Source organism: Sedimentitalea nanhaiensis DSM 24252 (assembly GCF_000473225.1).
Classification (GTDB): Bacteria; Pseudomonadota; Alphaproteobacteria; order Rhodobacterales; family Rhodobacteraceae; genus Sedimentitalea; species Sedimentitalea nanhaiensis.
In genome coordinates, this window is the sequence record NZ_KI421509.1 from 1,976,629 (window position 1) to 1,999,329 (window position 22,701).

The 22,701-nt window shown below is 60.9% G+C and carries 14 protein-coding genes and 2 pseudogenes; 3 read left to right on the plus strand and 13 right to left on the minus strand.

Annotation, left to right across the window (positions count from 1 at the left end; translation table 11 throughout):
- The first annotated feature begins 37 nt into the window (after positions 1-37).
- A complete protein-coding gene (locus tag NANH_RS0111490; protein ID WP_027262173.1) occupies positions 38-931 on the plus strand; it encodes a LysR family transcriptional regulator in 894 nt (297 codons plus the stop codon).
- A gap of 370 nt (positions 932-1,301) precedes the next feature.
- On the opposite strand, the gene NANH_RS0111495 is transcribed toward NANH_RS0111490, so the two are convergent.
- Positions 1,302-2,144 (minus strand): M15 family metallopeptidase, encoded by an 843-nt coding sequence (locus NANH_RS0111495; protein ID WP_027262174.1) that lies wholly within the window; start codon positions 2,142-2,144, stop codon positions 1,302-1,304.
- A 189-nt stretch (positions 2,145-2,333) separates the two neighbouring features.
- Between NANH_RS0111495 and NANH_RS0111500 the strand changes: the two genes are divergently transcribed.
- Together NANH_RS0111500 and NANH_RS0111505 are read left to right on the plus strand one after the other, a co-directional pair.
- Positions 2,334-2,906 (plus strand): OmpA family protein, encoded by a 573-nt coding sequence (locus tag NANH_RS0111500; protein ID WP_027262175.1) that lies wholly within the window; start codon positions 2,334-2,336, stop codon positions 2,904-2,906.
- A 49-nt stretch (positions 2,907-2,955) separates the two neighbouring features.
- Positions 2,956-5,121, plus strand: a complete 2,166-nt coding sequence (locus NANH_RS0111505; RefSeq protein ID WP_027262176.1) for a serine/threonine protein kinase — start codon at positions 2,956-2,958, stop codon at positions 5,119-5,121.
- 15 nt (positions 5,122-5,136) lie between these two features.
- On the opposite strand, the gene NANH_RS0111510 is transcribed toward NANH_RS0111505, so the two are convergent.
- From NANH_RS0111510 to NANH_RS0111560, 12 genes and pseudogenes are all read right to left on the minus strand, one after another.
- Positions 5,137-5,859: a PP2C family protein-serine/threonine phosphatase gene (locus NANH_RS0111510; protein WP_027262177.1), complete on the minus strand. Its 723-nt coding sequence runs from the start codon at positions 5,857-5,859 to the stop codon at positions 5,137-5,139.
- Entirely contained in the window at positions 5,856-6,533 is a 678-nt protein-coding gene (gene tagF / locus NANH_RS0111515; protein ID WP_027262178.1) for a type VI secretion system-associated protein TagF, read from the minus strand. Before tagF ends, NANH_RS0111510 begins: the two co-directional genes overlap by 4 nt.
- Entirely contained in the window at positions 6,533-10,102 is a 3,570-nt protein-coding gene (gene tssM / locus NANH_RS0111520; protein ID WP_027262179.1) for a type VI secretion system membrane subunit TssM, read from the minus strand. The genes tagF and tssM overlap by 1 nt, the downstream gene beginning before the upstream one ends.
- Positions 10,099-11,509 (minus strand): annotated as a pseudogene (icmH, locus tag NANH_RS26085) (type IVB secretion system protein IcmH/DotU). The gene tssM and the pseudogene icmH overlap by 4 nt, the downstream one beginning before the upstream one ends.
- 32 nt (positions 11,510-11,541) lie before the next feature.
- On the minus strand, positions 11,542-12,882 hold the full coding sequence (tssK, locus tag NANH_RS0111530) for a type VI secretion system baseplate subunit TssK (protein WP_027262180.1): 1,341 nt from the start codon (positions 12,880-12,882) through the stop codon (positions 11,542-11,544).
- 13 nt (positions 12,883-12,895) lie between these two features.
- Positions 12,896-14,326 (minus strand): type VI secretion system-associated FHA domain protein TagH, encoded by a 1,431-nt coding sequence (gene tagH / locus NANH_RS0111535; protein WP_027262181.1) that lies wholly within the window; start codon positions 14,324-14,326, stop codon positions 12,896-12,898.
- 8 nt (positions 14,327-14,334) lie between these two features.
- The gene (locus tag NANH_RS0111540) at positions 14,335-14,637 is read right to left on the minus strand and encodes a PAAR domain-containing protein (RefSeq protein WP_027262182.1); all 303 of its coding nucleotides are present in this window, start codon (positions 14,635-14,637) and stop codon (positions 14,335-14,337) included.
- Entirely contained in the window at positions 14,634-15,245 is a 612-nt protein-coding gene (locus tag NANH_RS0111545) for a DUF6931 family protein (RefSeq protein ID WP_027262183.1), read from the minus strand. The genes NANH_RS0111540 and NANH_RS0111545 overlap by 4 nt, the downstream gene beginning before the upstream one ends.
- 8 nt (positions 15,246-15,253) lie before the next feature.
- Entirely contained in the window at positions 15,254-17,491 is a 2,238-nt protein-coding gene (locus NANH_RS0111550) for a type VI secretion system Vgr family protein (RefSeq protein ID WP_027262184.1), read from the minus strand.
- A 63-nt stretch (positions 17,492-17,554) separates the two neighbouring features.
- Complete coding sequence (locus tag NANH_RS29700; protein WP_322786817.1) at positions 17,555-21,331, minus strand: type VI secretion system contractile sheath domain-containing protein; 3,777 nt, start codon at positions 21,329-21,331, stop codon at positions 17,555-17,557.
- Positions 21,332-21,808 (minus strand): annotated as a pseudogene (gene tssB / locus NANH_RS29320) (type VI secretion system contractile sheath small subunit); the annotation flags it as partial. It lies immediately after the preceding gene.
- Positions 21,805-22,665 carry an ion transporter gene (locus NANH_RS0111560; protein ID WP_051372383.1) on the minus strand — a complete coding sequence of 287 codons (861 nt, stop codon included), beginning with the start codon at positions 22,663-22,665 and terminating at the stop codon, positions 21,805-21,807. The gene NANH_RS0111560 and the pseudogene tssB, both read right to left, overlap by 4 nt.
- Positions 22,666-22,701 lie beyond the last annotated feature (36 nt).

Genomic DNA, 22,701 nt, shown 5'->3' on the forward strand with positions numbered 1-22,701 from the left:
GTTTGTTTAACCACTATAACAAACCATTATGGTGAACATGCTCAGTCAACGTGCCCTGGAAGCCTTTCGAGAAGTGATGCGCTGTGGCACCGTCTCGGGTGCGGCAGAGGAAATGCGGGTATCGCAACCCGCCATCAGCCGGCAAATTCGCGATCTGGAAGAGCGTCTCGATCTGCGCCTTTTCACACGCCATGGCGGTCGCATTACCGCAACGCCCGAAGCCCATGAATTCTGGACGGAAGTCGAACGCAACCTGGTCGGATTGAAACAGATCGAGCGCGCGGCCGAACAGATCAAACGCGGCCAGCGCGCCACGATGACCATAGCGGCGGCACCGGTGTTCGCGCTTACAGTCCTGCCGGAAGCGGTCGCACAGCTTCATCAGCAACAGCCGCGCTTGACGACAAGTTTCATGTCAATGACGACGCTGCCGGTGGTTCGTCAGGTTGCGCTGGGACAGTGCCAGATCGGATTTGGCATGCAAACGCACCACAAATTTGAAATAGACCTGATCAGCGCCGGGGCCTTTCCCTATCGGTTTATTGCCACCGCCGACCATCCCCTGGCGGACAAGGAAACGATCCGGGTCGAGGACCTCGCGGGGCAGGATTTTGTGGGATTTGAAGATTCCACTCAGACCGGGCGGAACCTGGACCGGTTGTTTGCCGGAATGGAAAACCCGCCGTTGGTGCGATTTCGCAGCTATCTTTCTCACATCGTGTCCGTGATGGCGCTGCGCGGGCTTGGCATTGCTCTGGTTGATCCATTTACCGCCGAAACCCATGAACAGATGGGGGGAATCTCGCGCCCTTTCCTGTCGGCAGAACGGTTCGAATATAGCATCATCAAAGCGGTCGGAGCACGGCTGAGCAGCGAGTGCGACGCCCTGCTTCAAACTTTCGAAAAGCTGACCGATCGCCACCGCAGGTGACCTGCCCCAGAGGACCATATTCCTATCCTGTTGAAAACCCGTTCTCGATCGGCCTGCAAATCGCGGAGTCAATTTCCGTGTTGAACAGAAGGATGAGTGATGATGGGGCCATCGCGGCAACCCGGCCATCATCTGTGCGAAATGCCCTTTTGGCACCATCGCTTGCAGCGGTTGTACAGCGTCTTGCGGAGCCCTGCCCCAAGTCCCACGGCAAACCGCGCGTCGACGACCGGAGGATTTCGAGTGGCATTATACTCGGCAACCGCAACGGGTTACGGCGGCGCGACGCACCAGCCACACATGCCATTGCCAAGTTCGCCCCTGTGCCGCGCGGCAGACGTACCGATTGCCATCCGCGTTGCCCGCAACATCACAGCATCCCCTGGGCCAGCCATTCATCCAACTGGCGGCGGCTGATTTCGAAATGCATGCTGTCCTCGCGGCGGAAGCCCGCGCCCCAGACCCAGCCCTCCTCGCGGAAGAAATCGGCCAGGATGGTCAGGCCAAGCTGGGTCTTGCCATCGGTGAAATTGTCCAGATGCCCGTCGATGTTCAGGTCCAGCGCCAGACCATAGCTGTGGGTGGACAGGCTGTTGGCCGTGCCACGGATCCGGCGAACACAGAGTGATCCCGAGGTATTGATACGCGCATAGAGATCCGGGTCGGCACGACGCACGTTTTCGAACACCCGGCGCAGGCTTTCGGCGGCAGGGCGCAGCATGTTCACCCGGATCGGACCGACATCTTCCAGCACCAGCTTGCTGGACAGGGTCTGGTTGGTCATCGGTTCGCAATCGTCGCTGAGCGTCTCGCGTGGGCGGCCCAGTTTTTCTTCCAGGTAGCTTGGCCGCGCAACCTGCAAACCGCGATTGACTTCGGTGCGGTTCGCGATCAGCACAACCTGAGCATAGGCGTCGATGATATCATTTGGTCCGCTATTGCGAAAAATCGCGTCTTCGTCGTCGGGGTTTGTTGGTACCATCGCAGTCCGCCCCCGCCCCGCGGCAACCTGAGCCAGCTCGCTTTCCATCGACTTGAGCCGGTCTTGCAGATCCTCTACCTGCTGGCGCAGCATCTCGATCTCGATCCGGGCACCGGAATCCACCGCCGAGCCCTGAAAATCTTCTTCGGACAGGAAATAAGTCAGCCCAACCCAGATAGCCGGCGCCAACACCACGGCCACCGCGATCAGAATTGCAGGAAGTAAACGCATCGGTCCTCCATTGACACAAGAGCAATTCAGCCCGGTTGGCCCACGTGAGTAAAGGCCTTTCTGCCCCAAACCCCAGAAGAAAGTGAAAAAAATCAAGCGGATTGTGATCTGCAAAAATGTTGTGGCGCGTCAAGCCGTGGTATAGGCTTGGTCAGCAACATCATTCAAAATGACAGCAAAGGACGTAGAATGGTTCGTCTCTCCAAATTTTTCGCCATCTCTGTGGTTGCCGGTCTTGGCCTTGCTGCTCCATCTGTTCTGCTGGCGCAGGACGTATCGACGATGTCCGCAGAAGAAATCGCAGACGCGTTCAAGAAGCAAAAGACACGCGGTCTGGTGATCGTGCCCGCGACCCAGGATGCCACCAGCGGCAACGCCACCAGCGTTATCCCGGCGGCAGCCAAGGAATACACCGCCGTCGACCGCGAGGATCAGGTCAACATCCAGATTTCGTTCGATTTTGACAGCGCCGCGCTGCGGGAGGACCAGAAGGTGAAACTGGCCACCCTTTGCGAAGTGATGAAATCGGTAGATGTCTCGGTGTTCCAGATCGTCGGGCACACCGACAGTTCCGGCAGCGCGGCCTATAACGAACGCTTGTCGCTGTTGCGCGCCCAGGAGGTCAAGCATCACCTGGTCAGCGATTGCGGTATCCCCGACAATCGGCTGGAGGCGATCGGCATGGGCGAAAGCGCGCCCTATGACGAGACCAACCCGCGCGCCGACACCAACCGCCGTGTCGAATTCCAGGCATTGGGATAAGATCGCTGCGCGGCAACGATACAGCTGACGTCAACAAGGGGCGCGTGGCATGATTGTGTCGCGTCCCAGTGATGCGTTTCAGCCCGGCGAATTGCTGAACAACACCTACCGGATCGAGGAACTGCTGGGTCGCGGCGGAACTTCGGATGTGTACAAGGCCCGCAGCGAGATTTCGGGGCGGCTGGTGGCGCTCAAAGTGCTGAAATCCGAATTTTCAGGCAATGACGACTACCTGGTGCTGTTGACCCGCGAAGAGGAAATTCGCGAAGTCCGACACGACGCTGTGGTCCGATATTCGGAAAATCACCGCACGCAGGATGGGCATGTCTATCTGTTGATGGACTATGTCGAAGGTCCCGGCCTCGACCGTAAGCTGAAACAGGGACCAATGTCAGCCGAAGATCTGCTGGTCGTCTGCCGCCGCGTCGCCGAAGGTCTGGAGGCGGCGCATCGCCGCAACATCGTGCACCGCGACCTGAGTCCAGACAACATCATCCTGCGGGGCGGCGACCCGGCACAGGCCGTGATCATCGATTTCGGCATCGCCAAGGATACCAACCCGGGCGCGCAGACTATTGTCGGCAACGAATTCGCCGGAAAATATGCCTATGCCGCGCCGGAACAACTGAATGGGCAAACCGATGCGCGGTCGGACATCTATTCGCTGGGTGCGCTGCTCTTGGCCAACTATCGCGGCGCGGCACCCGAGATCGGGAAAAACCCGATGGAAGTGGTCAGGAAAAAGGGCGAGCCGCTGGATACCGACGGTGTGCCCGAGCCGCTGAAGACCCTGATTGAGCGGATGACCGACCCGGTTCCAGCCAAGCGGTTTCAAAGCGCGGCCGACGTTCTGGAATACCTGCGCGCGCCCGATCAGACCGGCGACACAGTCGAGGACGACCCGGATGCCACCGTCATCGTGCCACCGCCGCGCAAGGTTGAGCCATCAGAACCGCCCGCAGCCGCCCCTGCGCGATCCATCTCTCCTGCTCCGAAGCGCAAGTCGCGCGGCGGCGTGATGGCAATGCTGGCAGCACTGGTTCTGGTTCTGGGCGGGATCGGGGGCTATGTCTTTGGTGCCTTCGACGGCCTGATGGGACCGGCCTATCCCCCGGCGGATCCGTTTTCGCTGATCGTTGAAAAACCCGGCACCAGCCCCGCCAGTGCCGTCGGTTATGTGCCGGATGATGGGATGCAGGCGGCCTTGGATCGGATGATGGCCGGACTGTCCGGCACCGCCGAACTGACTCTGGCATCAGGCGCGATCGAAGACGATTGGAGCACAGACGTGCTGACCGTGCTGGATCATCTCGAGCCGTTGGACAAATGGCGCGTGGTGATGAACGGCGACAAGGCACGGGTGTCTGGGACCACCAGCGATCCGGCCCTGCACGACCGCGTGATGGCGGCATTTTCCGCTGGCCTGCCCGGGGGGCTGGATGGTGAAGTGGATATCGAACTGCAGCCGGTGTTTCTAGCGACCGAAGCAGTAACCTCGGTGCTGGACGAATTGGCCGATTGCGGCGCGCTGGCCCTGCCCGGCGCAACCTCGGTGGGGTTCGGCCCGCAGAACAACGTGGTCGTGACCGGCAAGGTGGCTGAAACCGCGACCCGCATTACCCTATTCGATACCCTGCGCGATCTTGCAGGGGATCGCGATGTCGTGCTGGATGTCGAGGTTCTGAACCCGACACTCTGTCTGATCGAAAGCCATCTGCCGGACGCGCCTCCGGGCGGCATCGGAGTAGACTATATAGTCGGAGACCGGAACGCGCCGAACCCCTCGGGGCGGTTCTTTGTCGGAGAAAACCCCGTCATCGATGTGGTTCTGCCCGCCAACATGACCGACGGTTATCTGACCGTGTCGATTCTGGACGTGTCGGGAAACGTGTTTCACCTGCTGCCCAATCTGAACCGGCAGGACAATTCCATCGCGGCGCTACGTCAGGGGCGCGACGGCGAGGTCAGTGTACGAGTGGCCTATGGCCTGGATGAGGCCGCTCAGAACGGTCGGCTGGCGTTTCGTGTCGACGACAGCACGCTTGGCAAAAGCAAGGTGATCGTGCTGCATTCGGCCCAGCCACTATTTGACGGGCTGCGGCCAACATCGGAATCCGCCGTTGGCTATGCGCGTGCCTTGCAGGACAACTTCGAAGCGGATCACAACAGTATCCTGTCGCTGGACAGCCGCCTGCTGGAAACCGCCCGGCCCTGATTGGGCCGCATTTGGTCAGGCGACATCAAGCACAATGACGGTGATATTGTCGGCACCACCGCCATCCAACGCGATCTGGATCAGCCGCTCCGAGACGGTTTCAATCGGGAGCCGGGACAAAACATCCTGCAACATTGCAAAGGTGGCATATTTGGTCAGCCCGTCCGAACACAGCAGGAATCGATCTCCAGGCTGAACCTCGCCGCGCACCTTGTCCAGATGCAGTTCGTCGCCCACCCCGACCGCACGGGTGATAGCGTTGGATTGGGGGTGTTGCTCGGCCTCATCCCAGCTCATTTGCCCGGCGATCACCAGTTCGGCCACTGCCGAGTGATCGGTGGTCAACATCTCGATCCGCCCGCCACGCAGCCGGTAGATCCGGCTGTCCCCGGCCCAGAGCCCGACAAAATATCCGTTGGACAGCATCAACGCCACCACGGTCGCACCGATAATTCCGCGCCCGCGATCCTCTGCCTCTTGCAGGATGATCTGGTGGGCAGATTGGATCGCATTGCGCAACGCGTGCATCCGCTCTGTCGGGTCCAGGCCGGGCGGTATCATTGCTATACTGTCCGCGATCAGCCGACTGGCGTAATCACCGGCGTCATGCCCGCCCATCCCGTCGGACACCACCCAGATGTCAAGATCGGGCAGGGCCAGCACAGCGTCCTCGTTGATTTTGCGCTTTAGGCCGATATGGGATTTGGCATTGTATCGGATGTCGCGGCCATCGGTCATAGAGGCTGGTCCTTATGCCAGATCGGGGCGTCGAGATCAAACAGCGCCTGCATGTTTGCACTTTCGGGCAAACCATCACAGACCAGCAGACGATGGGTCCCCTCGACCACCGCACTCCAGATGCTGGGCTGACGGCAGCGATCGGCCAACAGACCCGCCGCCAGCGGTGGCAGCAGCCCGCCGGTCGCGCCGGACATGACCAGACCCGATCCCACGGTGGCAAGATGCGCGCAGTTGCGCGAGTGCGGCGGACAGATCGCCGTCAGCCGGTCCGTCAGATGGTCGCGCGTCATACCGTCCTCCAGCGTGTCCAGCGCCAGGTCTTCGAGCTGTTCAAAAAGAGGCTCTTCGCTGAAATGATCCAGTTGCGATGGCCCCGGCGTCGTCACCGCCGCCATCAAAGTCAGCGGAAACCGGCGACCGACCCGATCGACCGACGGCATCGCCACGCCCATCACCTTGTGCGTTCCGGCCAGTCCGGCGGATAAGCTGAACCGCCAAATTGGCGCAGACATGTAATGCGCGTCCCAATCGGCACCTAGGGCCGATTGCCCCATCAGCATGGCGCGCTGGATCCAGCCATCCCAGACAGAAACAAACCCCGGCGGCGGGTTCACCCGAAAGAAATCTCCGACTGACGGCATCTTGCCGAATGCACCGAACCCTGCCGTCATCACATCGACTTGGGGCAGCTGAACTTGGCCAGCGCCGGCAGGGCAAACGGATTCAGAACCGATCCGGATTGCAGTTGGAAAATGGCAATCCGACCGCCAACGTTAAAGATCACCCGCTTGCGATCCGACACGTTGGTGCGGCGCACCTCGGCAGCGTCCAGCAGGCGGAACCAGCCCCAGGGGCCGTCGCGCGACAGGGTACTTTCGATGTTCTTCTTGTCCGGCTGGAAACTGACTCGCGCCAAGCCGACAGAGCCTGGCCACGTGACCGCGACCGGGTTGGGCTGACCGCCGCGATGGGCGAATTCGACCCGCTGTCCATCTATTTCCAGGCTGACCGATTTTGCCTTGGGATCCAACGCTTCGGGCGTGATCTGAAACTGCACTGCCGGTGTCGGCCCGGCGTTGAAGAACGCATCTCGGATTTCGGCAGCGTATTGCATCTGCTCCAGCACTGCCTGCGAGATTCCGAGATCGACGTCGTTGACTCGTTTCCATGTCCATGGGCGGGTGCGCGTGTCGACGAATTTCAGCAGTTGATCGTTGAAAAAGCCGTCGATCAACCCCTGAGGCGCAAACAGCTTGGCGAAATCCTGCATTGCCACATCGGCGCGCGCACGGCGATTGAACGGATAGCGATCGTTCAGCGCCTGTGTGCAGAACGGCAGCACGTTGGCCTGCCAGGCCGCATTGATCGAGGCACGGGTTCCATCCGCCGTAATACCGGAGGAGCCGGTGGTGATCTGCGACGCCCAGCGCTGGATCGGTCCGTCGATGCGGCTGGCCGTCTGCTGGAATTGCAATATGGCCTGACCGCCCTCTGCCGTGCTGCTGACGCCGGAAAAAGACATCTTGTTGAGCTGCTGATATACCTCGGTCAGCACACCCATCAGTTGATCCAGCTGCGAGGGCTGGCCATCCAGACGCTCAACCAGCTGATGCAGCCATTCGAACCGTTCCTCGACATAGGCCCCTGGTGGTTTCGGCGGCTCACCGGTATTGGCCGCGGCCGCACGCGACAGCGCACTCAGCATGATCTGGGCCTGGGCGCTGAGGGTGGAGCGGGATTCAATCGCCGCCACCGCCGCCGCGCCCGAGGACAATTCGCTGGTGTCGACCACCGAGCGTTCTTCGGTCAGACGGGTTTCCCTGGAGATTTCGGTCAGGATGTTAACGATGGGCGAGGTCGGCCCCGACAGCACGTTGGTGACTTCGACCGCGTGCGACAGGCTTTCCATCGGCACGATGTCGATATCGCCAAGAATGGCGTCATAACGTGCAATGAAGTCGTTGTAATAGAGATCGAGAACATCGCGGCTGAGCGCCAGCAGCGCCGCATCGGTTTGTTCCGCCTCGCCGCGCGGACCCAGCACCCAGCTTTCCCGCGCTACCCGGGCGGCGACGCCGACCGCTTCGTTCAAGAACACATCGTTAAAGCCGTTGTAGGTGAAAATGCCTTCGACGCCGTCGTTCAGCGGTTTTCCCGACGAGCGCACCAGCACCCGTTGCACAGCCGGCCCACCGGCATCGGTGATGCGCCACTTTGGCAGCGCCACGGCCTGCGAGCTGTTGATAATGCCGTTATAGACCCGCTGTGCCAGCGGCATTTCAGACAACAGCCCCTGAACCTGATCGACCAGCGGTCCGTTCAGTGCGATTTCTTCCATCGGCTGGGACAGCAGCGCATCCAGATGATCGGCCAGATCGTTGCGCAGCGGTTCGCGGCCAGGTCCGGCAAAGGCCAGAGACCAGTCGATCTGCATCCATTCCTTGACAAGATCGGCGTTCATCGGACCTTGAAGCCCCAGCATGAGATAGATCTTGAGCGCCTCGTACAGCAATTCGGGATTGTTCATATTGGCGCTGATCTGCTCTTCGAGGCGCAGCAGAAGACGCGGCAGCAGACGCCGGTTCAGCGCGGCGCGATAGGTTTGGGCTGCCTGGGTGCCAATCACCTCTCCCTGATACAGACCATAGGTCACACGCCGTTCCGGGTCCGGGTCGGACAAGACCGGATTGCCGGGCATGTCGCGCAACACGTTCAATGCGGCGACCACCGGTGGCAGGTCGGTATCCCCGACCGGACTGGGCGGCAGCGCGGCGGCAGCGGCCTGATAGGCCTGCACATGATCCTCGGCCTGGGCGATGAGTTCGGCATTGCCCAGATAGCTGCGCACCCAAAGCGTGCCGGTGGTCAGCGCGACGATGACGGTCGCAGCGATTGCCGCGCGTCTGGCCCAGCGATAGCGGCGTTCGACCTTGTCGTCCGACGACACCAGCCCGGCTTCGGGGAACACGACCTGTTCGAACAGGCGGGTCAGAAAGAAGGACCGCCCGGTCCCGTGCCCGGAGCCGATGGCCTGACGCCCGATGCCAAAGGTCTGCGCCATGTTCAGCATCAGCCGGTCGATCGGTGTCCCTTCCTGCGTGCCCGAGGTGAAGTACACCCCGCGCAGCATGTGGCGCAGCTGATAGCGGTTGTCCTGAAAGACCTCGTTCAGGAACTCACGCGCCACGCCGCGCATGGACGCGACCTGGCTGGGGAACCCGGCAATCAGCGCCCGGCGCTGATGGTCGGTTTCACCCTGCATCCGTTCCAGAGATTGTGCGTTGATCTGCGAGAGCAACAGCGCGAATTCATCGTCGAACGTCGCCATGGGAGAAGCTTCGCCGCGACTGTTATCCAGCGGCAGGGTGAACCCCCAGACCTGTTCGCGATCCTCTTTTCCCAGATTGTCATGGAATTCCGAGAATCCGGCGATCAGGTCGGCCTTGGTGAACAACACGTAGACCGGGAACCGCACACCCAGGTTTTCGCGCAGCTCGTTCAGGCGCCGCCGCACCGCCTGGGCATGGCTTTTCTGGGTCACCTCGTCCTGCAGTGACAGATCCGACAAGCTGATCGCAATCATCGCGCCATTGATCGGCTGACGCTTGCGATACTTCTTGAGCAAATTGAGGAATCCCAGCCAGGCGGCATTGTCAACCTCGCGGTCGCTTTCCTGCGTGGTGTATCGCCCGGCCGTGTCGATCAGAACCGCCTGATTTGTGAACCACCAGTCGCAGTTGCGGGTGCCGCCGACACCGCCGACCGCGGCCTTGCCGGTCTTGTCCGCCAGCGGAAACTGCAAGCCCGAGTTTACGATGGCGGTGGTCTTGCCTGCCCCCGGCGGACCGATCATCACGTACCAAGGCAGCTCGCTCAGGTGCTTGCGGCCATTCTTGGATTTACGCAGCTCGCTGATCGCGGTCTTGAACTTGTTGCGCAGCTCTCCCAGTTCCTCGCTGCTCGCGTCGTCCGGAGCGGTATCGACCGTTTCGGCAATATCATCCGCCATCGCCTTGGACTTGCGCCGACGACGCCAGAAGATAAATGCGATCAGCAGCAGGAAGAACACCCAGATACTGGAAATGGTGACGATCCGGCTGAACAGGCTACCAAAAGGCCGCCATTCCTCGTTGCCAATGAAAGGTGCAAAGAACCAGGTACAGAGCGACAGGATGATCGCGACGATAACCAGGATGGAATAGATCGATCCAAACAGGAATTTAAGGGTTCTGCGGATCATGTACCATCCTCCCGCACCAACAAGACCTCGATCCGGCGATTTTTCGCACGACCGTCGCGGGTGCCGTTATCGGCAATCGGCTCCTTGTCGGCCCTCCCCTCGGCAGACAGGCGCGTCGGGTCGGTCAGCGCCCCGGACATACGGGACATCACCGATTTCGCGCGCGCCAGGGAAAGCGCCATATTCGACGGAAAGCGTGATGATCGGATCGGCACGTTGTCGGAATGACCCGCAATGATCACCGGCCCCGGTTCATCGTTCAGCGCCTTGGCGACGCGATCCACCGGCGCGCGGAAGCTCTTGGACAACTCGTCCGAACCGGACCCGAACATGCCCGTTCCGGTGATCCGCACAATCAGCGTATTACCCTTTTGAAACACCTCGACGATACCATCGTCTATTTCCGGCTGCAGGAAGCCTTCGACCTTTTTCAGCTGTTCCTCGGCAGTGGGTGCCAACGGTGCCGGCGGCGGTGGCGGCGCGCGACGTTGCAGTTCGGCCACCGACCCGCTGTCGATCACCGAAAGCTGGCCCACCACCCGTTCGGTCGATGTGGACAGGGCCCAGGACAGACCGACAAATTGCAGCATTAGCAGGGTGGCGGTAACGGCCACCGCGATCCAGACCACCCGCCAAACCGAGCGCGGTTTGAACGGCTTCTGTTCGCCCTCCCAATGGGGAGACAGGTCACGTTCCAGAGGGCCGCGTTGCGCCCGGATGATCCGCGCCAGGGCACCGCGGATCTGCAAATGCTTTTCCGAGCCGCCTTGCTCGACCCGCAAACGGCCTTCAAAGCCCAGCGACATGCACATGTACAGGAATTCCAGCATGTCGATGTTCTGGCCCGGCTCTTTCTCCAGCCGCGCCAGCAGGTCATAGAACCGGTCCCCGCCAACGGTTTCGCGGTGGAAGGTGCCGACCATGGATTGCAGGCCCCAGCTGGACTGCCCCCCCCCAGGGCGTGTTCAGCACCACATCGTCCAGCGTCGCGCACAACGCATAGCGTGCCACCTTGACGTTCTGGGCCGAAATCCCGGCCTGAAGGGCACGGTTTTCAAAGGCGCGGACCTCGGCCACGACGCTTTGGCGCAGCTTGTCCGGATCCATGTGCTGGGCCCGGTTGCGGATGCGGCTGATCAGCGAGAACAGCGTGCTGGCGCAGGCGATCAGCTGGTTCATGCCGGTCAGGCTGGGCGCGGCCGCAGTTGACGATTTGCGCGCGGGTGTTGCAGGTGCCGAGGCCGCAGGCACGCCAAAAGCGTCTAGCGCCGGATCCGCCGCGGCCGTTTCCGACGCGGGTGCAGGTGCGGGAGCCGGTTGTGCCGCAGTCCGCCGTCCGCCCGGATTGGGTCGGATCACCGTCTTGTCAGTGTCGTCTGGTTCTGCAAACGGGTCTTCGTCAGACATGGTGTTTCCCAGTTCCTTGGCTCATCCGGTCCTCAGCTGTTGCGGATGGCCCAAAGCTCCATTTTCAATCCCGGATATTGCCCCGAGACATGCACCGCGATGCCACCGGATGTGGTCATCTTGCTCCAGTATGGGCTGGCCGCGTCCATCTCGAAATAGACTACCCCGGCATGGTACGGAATTTGCCGAGGCGCCACTGGCATCGGGCGCAGGGTAATCCCCGGCAGGGCCGAGTTGACCAGCTGGCGGATTTCCTCGACCGGGCCGATCTTGGCCTGTCCGGCAAAGTGCCGGCGCACGTCCTCGGCCGGAATGTCCGCATCCACCGCCAGCACGAACCCGGCATTGCCCAACAGTTTGCGATCTGCGATCACGCCGACGCTGATGCCATATTTGCGCTCTTCCAGCTTGATCGGGATCGCCGTCTGTTCCAGTACCGAGCTGAGATATTGCCGCAGCGTCCGGATCACCGGCGAAAAGCTGCGAGACAGATCGTCATGCTGATAGGGCGGAAATTGCGGCGCAGCCTTTTCGGCGGTCATGAACACCGACAGCTCGCCCGCCAGCCCGGCACAGGTGCGATACAGATCCTCGGGGTGCAGGTTTTCGATATTGGTCATGTGGCGGATCACCGGAATCATCCGGTTGATCACCGTCAGCAACAGAAAATCGGAAACCTCGGCCACACCACGCGCGCCGCCGCCCTCGGAAAGACGCCCGGCCAATGCCTGCATACGGTGCGACAGCAGCCCTTCGAGCTCGCGCACAAATCCGTCCAGCGGTTGGGCCGCGCGCACGTCCAGGCAACTGGGAATGAACGCCTGATCGAGGATGATCTCCTTGTCCGGGCGGACCTCGATGATACGCGCCACCGGAATCGCCAGCCGGTCGGCCAGATCGTCAACGGCCAAGGCGAATTGCAGCCGCATCTTGCCAACGCCCAAAGTCACCGGCTTTTTCTGCTGGCCCATTGTGTCGGTGACTTCGATCTCGCCGGGGCGCAGACGGCTGGCTGACATCTCGGCGCCGGACAGATCGACCTCGACCGCGCCCTGCCGCCGCTGCGGAACCGTCAGATAGACCACGCAATCCTTGATGGTTTCGGGCACTTCCAGCGCCGGCGGGTGATCGTCTGCCATCGGCACCCGAAACACCGTGCCATCCTGGGTCAGACCGGTACAGGACCTCAGCGCGAACTGACCGACCTTGAGCACCTCGTCATCGATGTCCAACGCGGACACACCCCAGCCATAGGGTCGGATGCGGCGCGCCAAGCCGGTGACCAGCGCCTCGGTATACCGATCCGACTGCTGGAAATGATGGGGCTGTAGAAACAGTCCCTCGGTCCAAAGCACCTTGCTGTCCCAGGACAATGATCTCTCCCTTTTATTCGGACCGGTCTTTCAACTTGTCCAGCTGGTCCTTGTAGGCCCGTGCGAATTCGCGGCTGAACAGATCGTGAAAATCGTTTTCGGCCTGGTCGGATATGTCGGCATACATCTTTTCGTAGACTTCCCAATAGCGCGTCTTTCTGCCCTTGAGTAGGCTGCCCAAACCGCCAGTGGTCTCGATCTTGCCGGCCAGTTCCTGAGGATCCAGCCGTGCAAGCACCCCTTTCAACGCCGCCTCCATGCCGGTGACCATCGCGATCTCGTGCGCCTTGATGTCATCCAGCGCCTGCTCGGCGGCGGTTTCGGCGCTGAGATACCCGCGCGCGCCGGGCTTGATCATCGCCTCGACCGCCTGTTCCGGGCTGATCGAGAACTTCAGCGGGTTGTTGCCCCCCGCGCTGATCATCGTCTGTTGTATGCGGAACTCGCTTTTAATCGACGTCCGGGTCATCAGGATTTCACGCAAGCCCGTCACCAGGGTTTTCATCACCCGGCCCATACGCGCCATGGTGGTGACCATATCGGCATCGGCAATGGCCAACTCCTCGGCCCCAGCGGCCCGCAGAAAGGCCCGTGCGGCGTCAGTGTCGACAGGGGCGTCCGGATCGACCGGGCCGTCTGCCACCTTGGGCAGGACGGGCGGGGATTTGCGCGGAACGGATTCCGGTTGCGCCGGTGCCGCCTGCTGCGGCGGCAGAACGGTTTTTGGCATATCGGGTTCGGGCGACGCACCGCCAACGTCCAGCAGGTCATCCCAGTCATCCGGGATCAGGCTGGCACCTGCGTTTTGCGGCGTGAAACTGTCCTGGGCCGAAGGGGTGTGCATTGGCGCGCTTGCGCCTTCCCCTTCGCGCCCGTCACTGGGTTTCTGAAAGAACGGGTCTTCGTCCTCGCCCAGCGGGGGCAGCAATTCGTCGATCGGGTCCACCGGTTTTAACTGAGACGGGCCGGTCGGAGTCGCTTCTGCACCCAGCAGATCGTCGAGAAAATCACCGCCCGGACCGGCGTCGTCCAGCAAAGCCAGGGGATCGGGCGCATTGGCAGCATTGCCGTGCGAGGCGGGCCCCTGCGCCGCCGGGCCGGCAATCAGATCGCCGGGATCTTTCAGATCGGCCGTGATTTCCACCACCAGCTCGTAGGATCCCAGCGCCAGTACGTCCCCGTTGTTGAGCGGCGTGGGGCCACGTCCCAACGGGATCTTGGAGTAGTTCAGGAAAGTGCCGTTGGTCGACAGATCCACGATCACCACGTTTCCGTTGTGGTCCTCGATCACGCAATGGCTCTTGGACAACAGGCGGTCGGGATCGGGCAGAACCAGGTCATTGCCTGGGCCACGCCCCAGGGTCAGGCTGCCGCCGTGCATCTGTACGGGGTGCGCATTACCCGGAACCGTTCCCGAGGACTGGAATTTCAACGTGACAGGCATCTAGGCGCCTATCCTCCGGTCAATACAGTGAATTCACCCTTAAGGATCGCTCCGCCACAGCCGGTGGAATCGCCAATCCGCGATGCCGGCATGTTCGAGATAATCACTGTGGCCGATGCCATCACGTTGGGATGAGGGCCAAGGCCAGAAGGGTGCAGATCGCCAATCCGCGCCGCAGGCATATTGCCGACGAGAACGGTGGGCGCACAAGGCGGAATGATCGCCGAAGTTCCCGGCACCGGTCCGGCGGGCGACGGGGCAAACATGGCGCACAGAACGTTGTCACCAACGCGCGCCTGGGGTTTTGTCATCTGCTTGCCTCCTTTTCCGGCTCTCTCACCGCGACCCGACCGCTGCCGCCGCGGGCAATGTCCAGAGCGCGGTCGATCAACACCTGGATATGTTCATCGAACCTATCAGATAGTTCCCCCAACGCTACCACATTCATTGCAAATACCGACGCTTCGGCCGCGCCCGCCGGTGCAGGATACTGAGCCAGATCGCCGGGGCCCAGCGTACCGTCGGCATACAGCACGGCCGTGGCACAATGTACGGTTTCGTCATCGACATAGGCATGGTCCAGCGTGGCACGGGCGGCCTCGCGGTTATCTTCGTCAGGCGTGAAAACCCACTCCTCGGACCGCGCCAGAGACGGCGGGTCCTTGTCCGATTTCGGACCGATGTAGTCGCGCGCCGCAAGACAGGCCCACCAGACCCGTTCGCGGGGCGGCAACAGCACCGCAAGCAACATCAACATATCCAGCCAGGCCTGTTTGGTTTCGAGTTCGTCCAGCACCTGTTCGGGCGAGGCGCTGGCAGAGGATTGCAGCGGCGTGCGCAGAACAACATTGGCCTGCGACAATTGCTTGATCGCAGGATCCTTGGGAATTTTGACGAGATCTTTGAAACGCGGGTTCATGGTGCCACCTAGTTGATCTTTGTCAGAGAGCCTTTGAGGACAAGTATCCCGCTGGCTTTCACATTGGTCATCGCGCCGTTCACATCGACCTTGGCACTGCCTTTGATGTCAATCATCGTGCTCTTGATCGTGATTTTGGCCGGTTCGATCTTGATCGAAGAGCCGCCAACCTTCAGCTCGATGCTCTGGGCGGCCTCGATTTCAACCTTGCCCGAGGCGACAGCGACCGCCATGTTCCCGGACAATACCTCGGTGCCATGATCGCCGTTTTCCACGGTCGTCGTGTAGTTCTCGGTGATCGTCTGGGTCTTGTCGGTGGCGATCTCGATGGTCTGGCTGCCGGTCTCGATCTTGAATTCCTCGTCGCCGGTCGAGATCGTGTGATAGTGATTGCCCTCCTGGATGGTGCGGGTGACGTGGTTGCGGATCACCTCGCTCAGGCTGCCTTCGTCATCATGATCCCCGGCGTCGACCTCATCCTGACCGATGGTGACCACGGACTTGTTCTTGACCAGCATCTGGTGGTCCTTTTGCGCCTGCACGCGCATCAGTTCCTCGCCCCTTTCATCCTCGAACATCAGTTCGTTATACTCATCCGCACCGCCTTCTTTGGTCGATTTGGTACGAATACCCAACTGGGTCTTGTCGTCGGGATAATCATAAGGTGCCTTTTGCCAGGCATTGTAAATCATCCCGGTACAGATCGGCCGGTCGGGATCGCCTTCTTCGAACTGGATCACCGCCTCCTGGCCCATGCGGGGTATGGCCACCATACCGTAATCGGTACCGGACCATGGCGTCATCACCCGCACCCAGCAAGACGAGTTCTCGTCCTTCTGGCCCTCACGATCCCAGTGAAACTGAATCTTGATGCGTCCGAATTCGTCGGTGTCGATTTCTTCGCCCGCCTTGCCGACAACGGTCGCAGTATGCGGCCCCGCGATTTTCGGCCAGGGTGTTTTGATCGGGGCGCGAAACTGCGTCGACTTGGGGATCGCGCGGAAGGTACCACCAAAGGCGTCATTTGCCATTGCTTCCGGAAAGTCGCGCGGCATCATCACCAGATCCCGGCGGGTCTCGCGCCCCCTGTGGATCATCTCTGTCTGAAGAAATTTCTCGACGCCGTGCCGCTTTACCTCGGAAAGCCTGGCGCCGACTTTCTTTTCATGTACGGCCTGCAGAAAGTTCTGATCCTGTACGAAATGTTCGGCTGACACGATCAGATATGGAACATTGGCATCGTCGTCCGGATGTCCAGACATCTCAAAGGTCTGTCCCGCCGCCAGGGCCCGCACATTGGCGGCCCCCCGAAACTGCTGAAAGCGGGCGGTTTCCGCTTCCATTCTGACAGTCGCGTATTTTTCGCCCAGCATCTTGTCATCGTTGTAAACGCCGGGATAGCGGTGATGCCCCAGGTAATCATAAACCTCATAGGTTTTATGATTGTGCGATCCCGATGCAATAGCATGTTCAAATTCCAGATCGGCGTCCTGCAATTTGAAATCGAAATCGTTCAGGGTGAACTTGCCACGGGTCACGCGTTCCTGCTTGACCCATTCGGCGATATGATCCTCGCGCCCGGTCTCGGCGCCACGATCCATTTGACGGGCGTGATAATCTATGGTGGCATGGCCGGGAACCGCATCATGGGCGCTGATTGAATCGCTCAGCACCAGCTTTTCGACGGCTTCTGAATTCAGATCGTTCTTGAAATAGAAATAGATACCTTCCTCTTCCATCAGGCGGCACAGGAAATCGTAGTCGCTTTCACGATATTGCACGCAATAGGTGCGCGGGTCATAGCGTCCCGTGAGGGCATCTTCGTAATCAGAGAACCCGTGATCCTCAAAGATCTGCTTGATGATTTCGACCGCCGTCCTTTCCTGGAACACCCGACAATCCTGGGTCCTGGTCAGCATCCAGAACCAGGGGCGAACCTCGGCCAGATAGTACCAGTTGCCTTCGAAATAACCGATTTCTTCAACCGAGACGCACAGGCCGGAAAAGACCCGTTCGTTTTCATCCTCGGTCATCACATGCACACGCAGGCTGCGACCGACAATCTCGGCTATGTCTGCATTCTCACATTGGCTGCGGATCAGCACGGTCATCTCGGTCAACTTGCTGAGCCCTTCGTCGATGACCGCCCGGTAAAGATTTGGGCCGTATTCACCGGCGGGCTCGGGCCACGAAAAATCACCCGACAACCAGCTTCGCGAGTCCCTGAACGGTTTGTAATCAGGCATGAGCTGTCCCTTCGAAACGATCCGGGCCACAACGGTAAAACGCATTTAAATCGGTAATAACCACTATAAATCCTCCAACAATGCGGCCAGGTCGGCATCGATGTCGTCGCTGCCCGCCTCGCCTTCGACCGCCGGCTGGTCGTCCCCAAACCCTGCCAGCAAATCATCCAGCCCCAGATCGTCCTCCGCATCCTCGGCCTGCTCTACCGGTTCCGGTGCCATCACGGGTGCAGGTTTGGGCGGTGAGGGCGGTGGCGGCGGCACATCGGACCACGGCCCCAGAATATCGCCCCCGGCCAGCGACTGAAACGAGGCCAGCCGGATTTCGTCACGCCCCTTGATAGATACCACCGGCATCACGCCCCGTGCCATCACCTTTTCAACCTTTTCCAGCGTCAGATTGCGTTCCGTACAGGGCAAGGCAACCTGATCGCCATAGCGGTCGGTGACAAAATGATAGGGCATATCGCCAAGAGACATGATCCCGCCCAGCCCCATACCCACGCCGTTTTCGCGATAGGATTTGGCCAGCAGAATTGCAGCCAGAACCACCGGGTTCGCCCACAGCATGCCGGACAACCCGTCCGCCATGGTGAATTCTTCGAACTCAAACTCATAGATCGGTTCGGATTTGGCACCATAGGGTCGCCGCAACAGGAAGCGCGGCGACAGCAAACCGAGATGCCCGGCCTCGGGCATCGCGCGCAGCGTGTCCCATGCAGTGGCCACCAGCGGATGCCGATCCTCTTTCGCGATATCCATAAAGGCGGGCGACAGAGCCGCCAGAAAAGGTGCGTCCACATGGGCCGCGACCCGCGCGATCCGGCCCAACAGCTCGGCATGGGGCGGAGTTTCCTCGACAGTATACAGCCCGATCAACGCCGAATACCCACCTCTTCCGGTTTCCTCGTCCAGTGGAGATTCGGTCAAAAGCCGCGCAAAGCCGCTTTGGGTCAGGTCGTCGACGCTGGCCAGATCGGCGGCGATCTCTTCTGCGGAAATGTCGTACAATACGACCTCGAGCGTATCGTCGACCTCGATGCTGCGCGCGATCAGATCGATCGAGCGCCACTGGGATTCGATCGACTGAAACTCGGGGTGGTGCAATACAAGACGCATGGCAGCGGACAACGCCTGATCCACCGCGGCCTGCATCGCCATCGCGTCCGCGTCGGGAACCGCACGGATATGGGGGCCGACGATACGCGCCAGAAGGTCCTCCACCGGCGAGGGCTGAGTCAGACGAGCGGTGGTGTCCCCGATCAGTTTCTGGAAATCGCTCAACCGCCGGTCGGCGGGCACCGCATTGCCCGACGATGTGCGACGCGCCGGTGCGACAGGTGTGCCATGTTCCTCGCCCCATGCGCGCAAGGTCTTGGCCGCGTGTTCGGCGGTGGCCCCGCTGGACAATTGTGCGCGCAGCCCAACCAGTTCAGAAAAAATCCCGACCTTTTCATACAGCTCGTCCGGGTGCAGGTCGTCCAACTCGCCCAGCACAACCTCGACACCTGCCCCCTCCTTGCCAATCGGCAGCATCAGGGTCGTGCCAAAGCCGGATATTACCTCGTCGACCGTATCCGGATCCAGCTGAATGGCCGGGCGGGCCGCCAGCGCATCGCCGATTTCGATCAGCCCGCGCGCTGCGCGTCCGGAAAAGTCGCCCATCACCGCCATCCGAAACCGCTTGCGGTTCAACCGCTGCGCATCGGGACGCGCGCCCGTCATGACACCAAAGGCGAATTCCGCCTCTGGGCCTGCCTTCGCTGGCGGCGCGGATTCCGGGATGTCGGCAGACGCATCCTGAACGTCCAGATCGGACAACAGGTCATCCAGCCCGTCACGCGCTGCCGTGCTGGTTTCCAAAGCCTCCTCCGCCACGACATCCGATGGCATCCGATCCGCGTCAGCCTGTGATGTCCCATCTTCCGTTTCACCACCCAGATCCGACAACAAATCGTCCAGGTCATCGGTCTCCTCCGGATCGGACACCGGAGTCGTGGGGCGTTCAGTTGGCTCCAGGTCGTGCGATTCATCCGCCGCTGGATGCTCGGCATCCAGATCCGTTGGCTCGGCAAGCAGGCTGTCCAGGTCATCAAGATCATCAGCCGTTCCAGCGGGCTCCGACAGATCGGCAGGTTCCGACGCAGACTCTGCGGCGACGTCGCCCAACAGATCGTCCAGATCATCCCCGGCACTTGCCGTGTCGGCATCACCCACGGAAGGGCCCGCCCGCTCAGCTTGAAGCGCGTCCAGGGCAGGAGAGGTCAGGTCATCCAGCGGATCTGGGCCGGTGTCGGCATCCAGCAAGTCTTCCAGATCGTTCAAACCATCAAGATCATCGGTGCCGATGTCCGGTACGTCATTCGTCAAAGCATCAGAAGGCTGATTGAGCGCGCTGGCGTCCAACAGATCATCCAGATAGCCGCTTGCATCCGAATCGCCGATGTCGGCCACCGACAAATCCCTAATTTCGGCTTCCGCCGCCACCGGATCATTGGACAGAGCACTGAACTCGTCAAGCGGATCCGGGTCGGAACCGGCACCCAGCAGATCGTCCAGATCGTCCAGGCCCGTCGCTGCCGGGTCGCCGCCTGCAACGTCGTCACGCGCCAGATCTTCCAGCGTGCCGTCGGATTCGTCGGGCACTGGCTCTCGGCCCGCCTCGATCCCGGCAGGCTCGTCCAGGGCGGGCGGCGTGGTATTCACTGTATATGCCGGGTCGGACGGGGTATCTGCAAGTTCGGCCAGCGGTGCGCCGTTACTGTCGCCGTCTGTTTCGGCAGGCGCGTCGATCTGGGCGAGGCTGTCCAATGCAGCGCCTGTTGTGTCGGTCTGCGCCACCGGTTCGGGTGCCGTGTCGACCAGATCCGCCAGCACCGCGCCAGTATTGCCCTCTTCCGGTGGGGCCACCTCGGCCAGCGAGGCGAGCGCCGCGTTGACATCGGGTTCCTCAGCGACATGTTCGTCGGGGGCCGTCAACCCTGCCAGCGCGTCCGTCATCGTTGTATCGGGCGCGTCGACCTCTGGCGGATCGACCATCAGATTGGCCAGCGCATCCTGCCGGGTATCTGGTTGCGGTGCCTTATCATCGCTCTCGTCGCGCAGGCTAAACAGCACATCATCTGCGACCGCAACCGGCTCACCATCCGCGATCGGAGCCTCTGCCAGCGCGGCCAGCACATCCTGGCTGGTGTCGTCTTTATCCGCATCTGGGGGTGCGGTCTCTTTCAACCCCTCTAACGTTGCCTGGACCGCCGTCTCGGGCTGGGTTTCGGGCAGCGGTGTGTCGCGCAGATGATCCAGCGCGGCATCTGCGCTATTGTCGGCTTCGGGCTCCGGGGGAGCCGTGGCGCGCAATCCCTCCAACGCCTCATCCGCACTGTCTGCCCCCTCGGGCGCATCGGCGGCAACCGATCGCAACCCTTCCAATGCCGCATCTGCTGTGCTTTCCGGTTCCGGTTCTTCTGCTGCCGAACTGCGCAGTCCGTCCAAGGCGGAGGTCGTGTTGTCCTGGGGTTCTGGGTCCGTCGGTGCGGCGTTTCTCAGTGCCTCCAATGTTGCCCCGGCCTGATCCTCGGCGTCATCCTGCTCTGGGGCAGCCGCGCGCAGTGCGTCCAGAGCCGAAGCCGTTTCATCGTTATCTGGCTTTTCTGTTGGGGCCACAGTGCGCAGCGCATCCAACGCTCCTTCGACTTCGTCCTTGGCCGCAACGTCCTGCGGTGCGGTTGCACGCAGAGCATTCAGCGCGGCTGTGGCCTGGTCCTGCTCGATGTCTTCTTCCGGAGCCGCAGCGCGCAGTGCGTCGAGTGCCGCGTCTGTCTGGTCGTCAGAAAGGGCCATCGACGACAGGGACTGCAGCAATGTCGGATCTTGCAGGATACGTTCGATCAGCGTTTCGGCACCGACTTTGCCATCCATATAGGTTGCCAGATTGGCCAACTCGGTCCGGGCCTGTAACAATTTTCGGAGCGGTTCGATTTTGGCGGCAATCGCCTGGGGTGAAAAGTCGTCCATCGCTTCGAACGTCAGATCGACCTCAAGGTTTCCCTCCCCGGTCAAAGTGTTGGGCACGCTGAACGCCGCACGCGGCTGCATCGCCTGCATCCGCTCATCGAAATTGTCCACGTCGATTTCCAGAAACTTGCGGTTCTCGATCGATGGTTGCGCAACGTTCGATTTGCCCGCCAGATCGGACATCACCCCCATGACAAAGGGCAGCTGGACCTTTTTCTCGGACCCGTACAGCTCGACATCATACTCGATCTGCACCCGGGGCGCGCGGTTGCGCGCAATGAACTTTTGCGCGCTGCCGGTCATTTGGCCCCTCCCTTGAGTTCGGCAATTTCAGCCCGCAACGCACGGATTTCTGACAGCATCTCGGTGACATGCGCATCGACGATATCAGTCTCGCTCTTGACCAATTCGCGCAGGTTTTCAAACTCGGCCTCGTTTTCTTCTTCCACGGCGGCCTGCATGGTGTTCACCAACAGACCGATGAAAAGGTTCAGAACCGAGAACGCGGTGATGATGATGAAGGGCACGAAGAAGGCCCAGGCGTATGGATGCACCTCCATCACCGGGCGCACGATGCCCATGGACCAGCTTTCCAGCGTCATGATCTGGAACAGCGAATACAGGCTGCGTCCCAGCGTGCCGAACCATTCATTAAAATCATGCCCGTACATCAAGGTCGCCATCACCCCGAAGACATAAAATACGATCGAGATCATGATGATCACCGCGCCCATTCCGGGCAGTGCATCCAGCAGGGCCTGCACCACCGCCCGCATCTGCGGGATCACGGACAACAGGCGCATCGCCCGGATCACCCGCAACCCGCGCAGGGCCGACAATCCGCCCTTGTCAGGCAGCAGGCCCAGGCCCACCACGATGAAGTCGAAGATGTTCCACGGGTTGGCGAAAAAGCCCTTTATGCCATAGGCAAAGAATTTGAGCGCCAGCTCCGCGACAAAGATCATCAACACGACCTGATCAATCACCTTCAGCGCCGGGCCGATCACGCCGTTGATGTTTTCCGAGGTCGACATCCCCAGGGTCACCGCGTTGAAGATGATGACGCCCAGAATCGCGTTTTTGATACTGTCTCGTTCAACAAACTCCAGTGCTTTTTCCCGCAGCGTCGTCGATTGATTGATATCTGGGGTCGTCTGCACGTCCGCCTCTCCTTGGTCTGGGTCTATGTTCCGGCT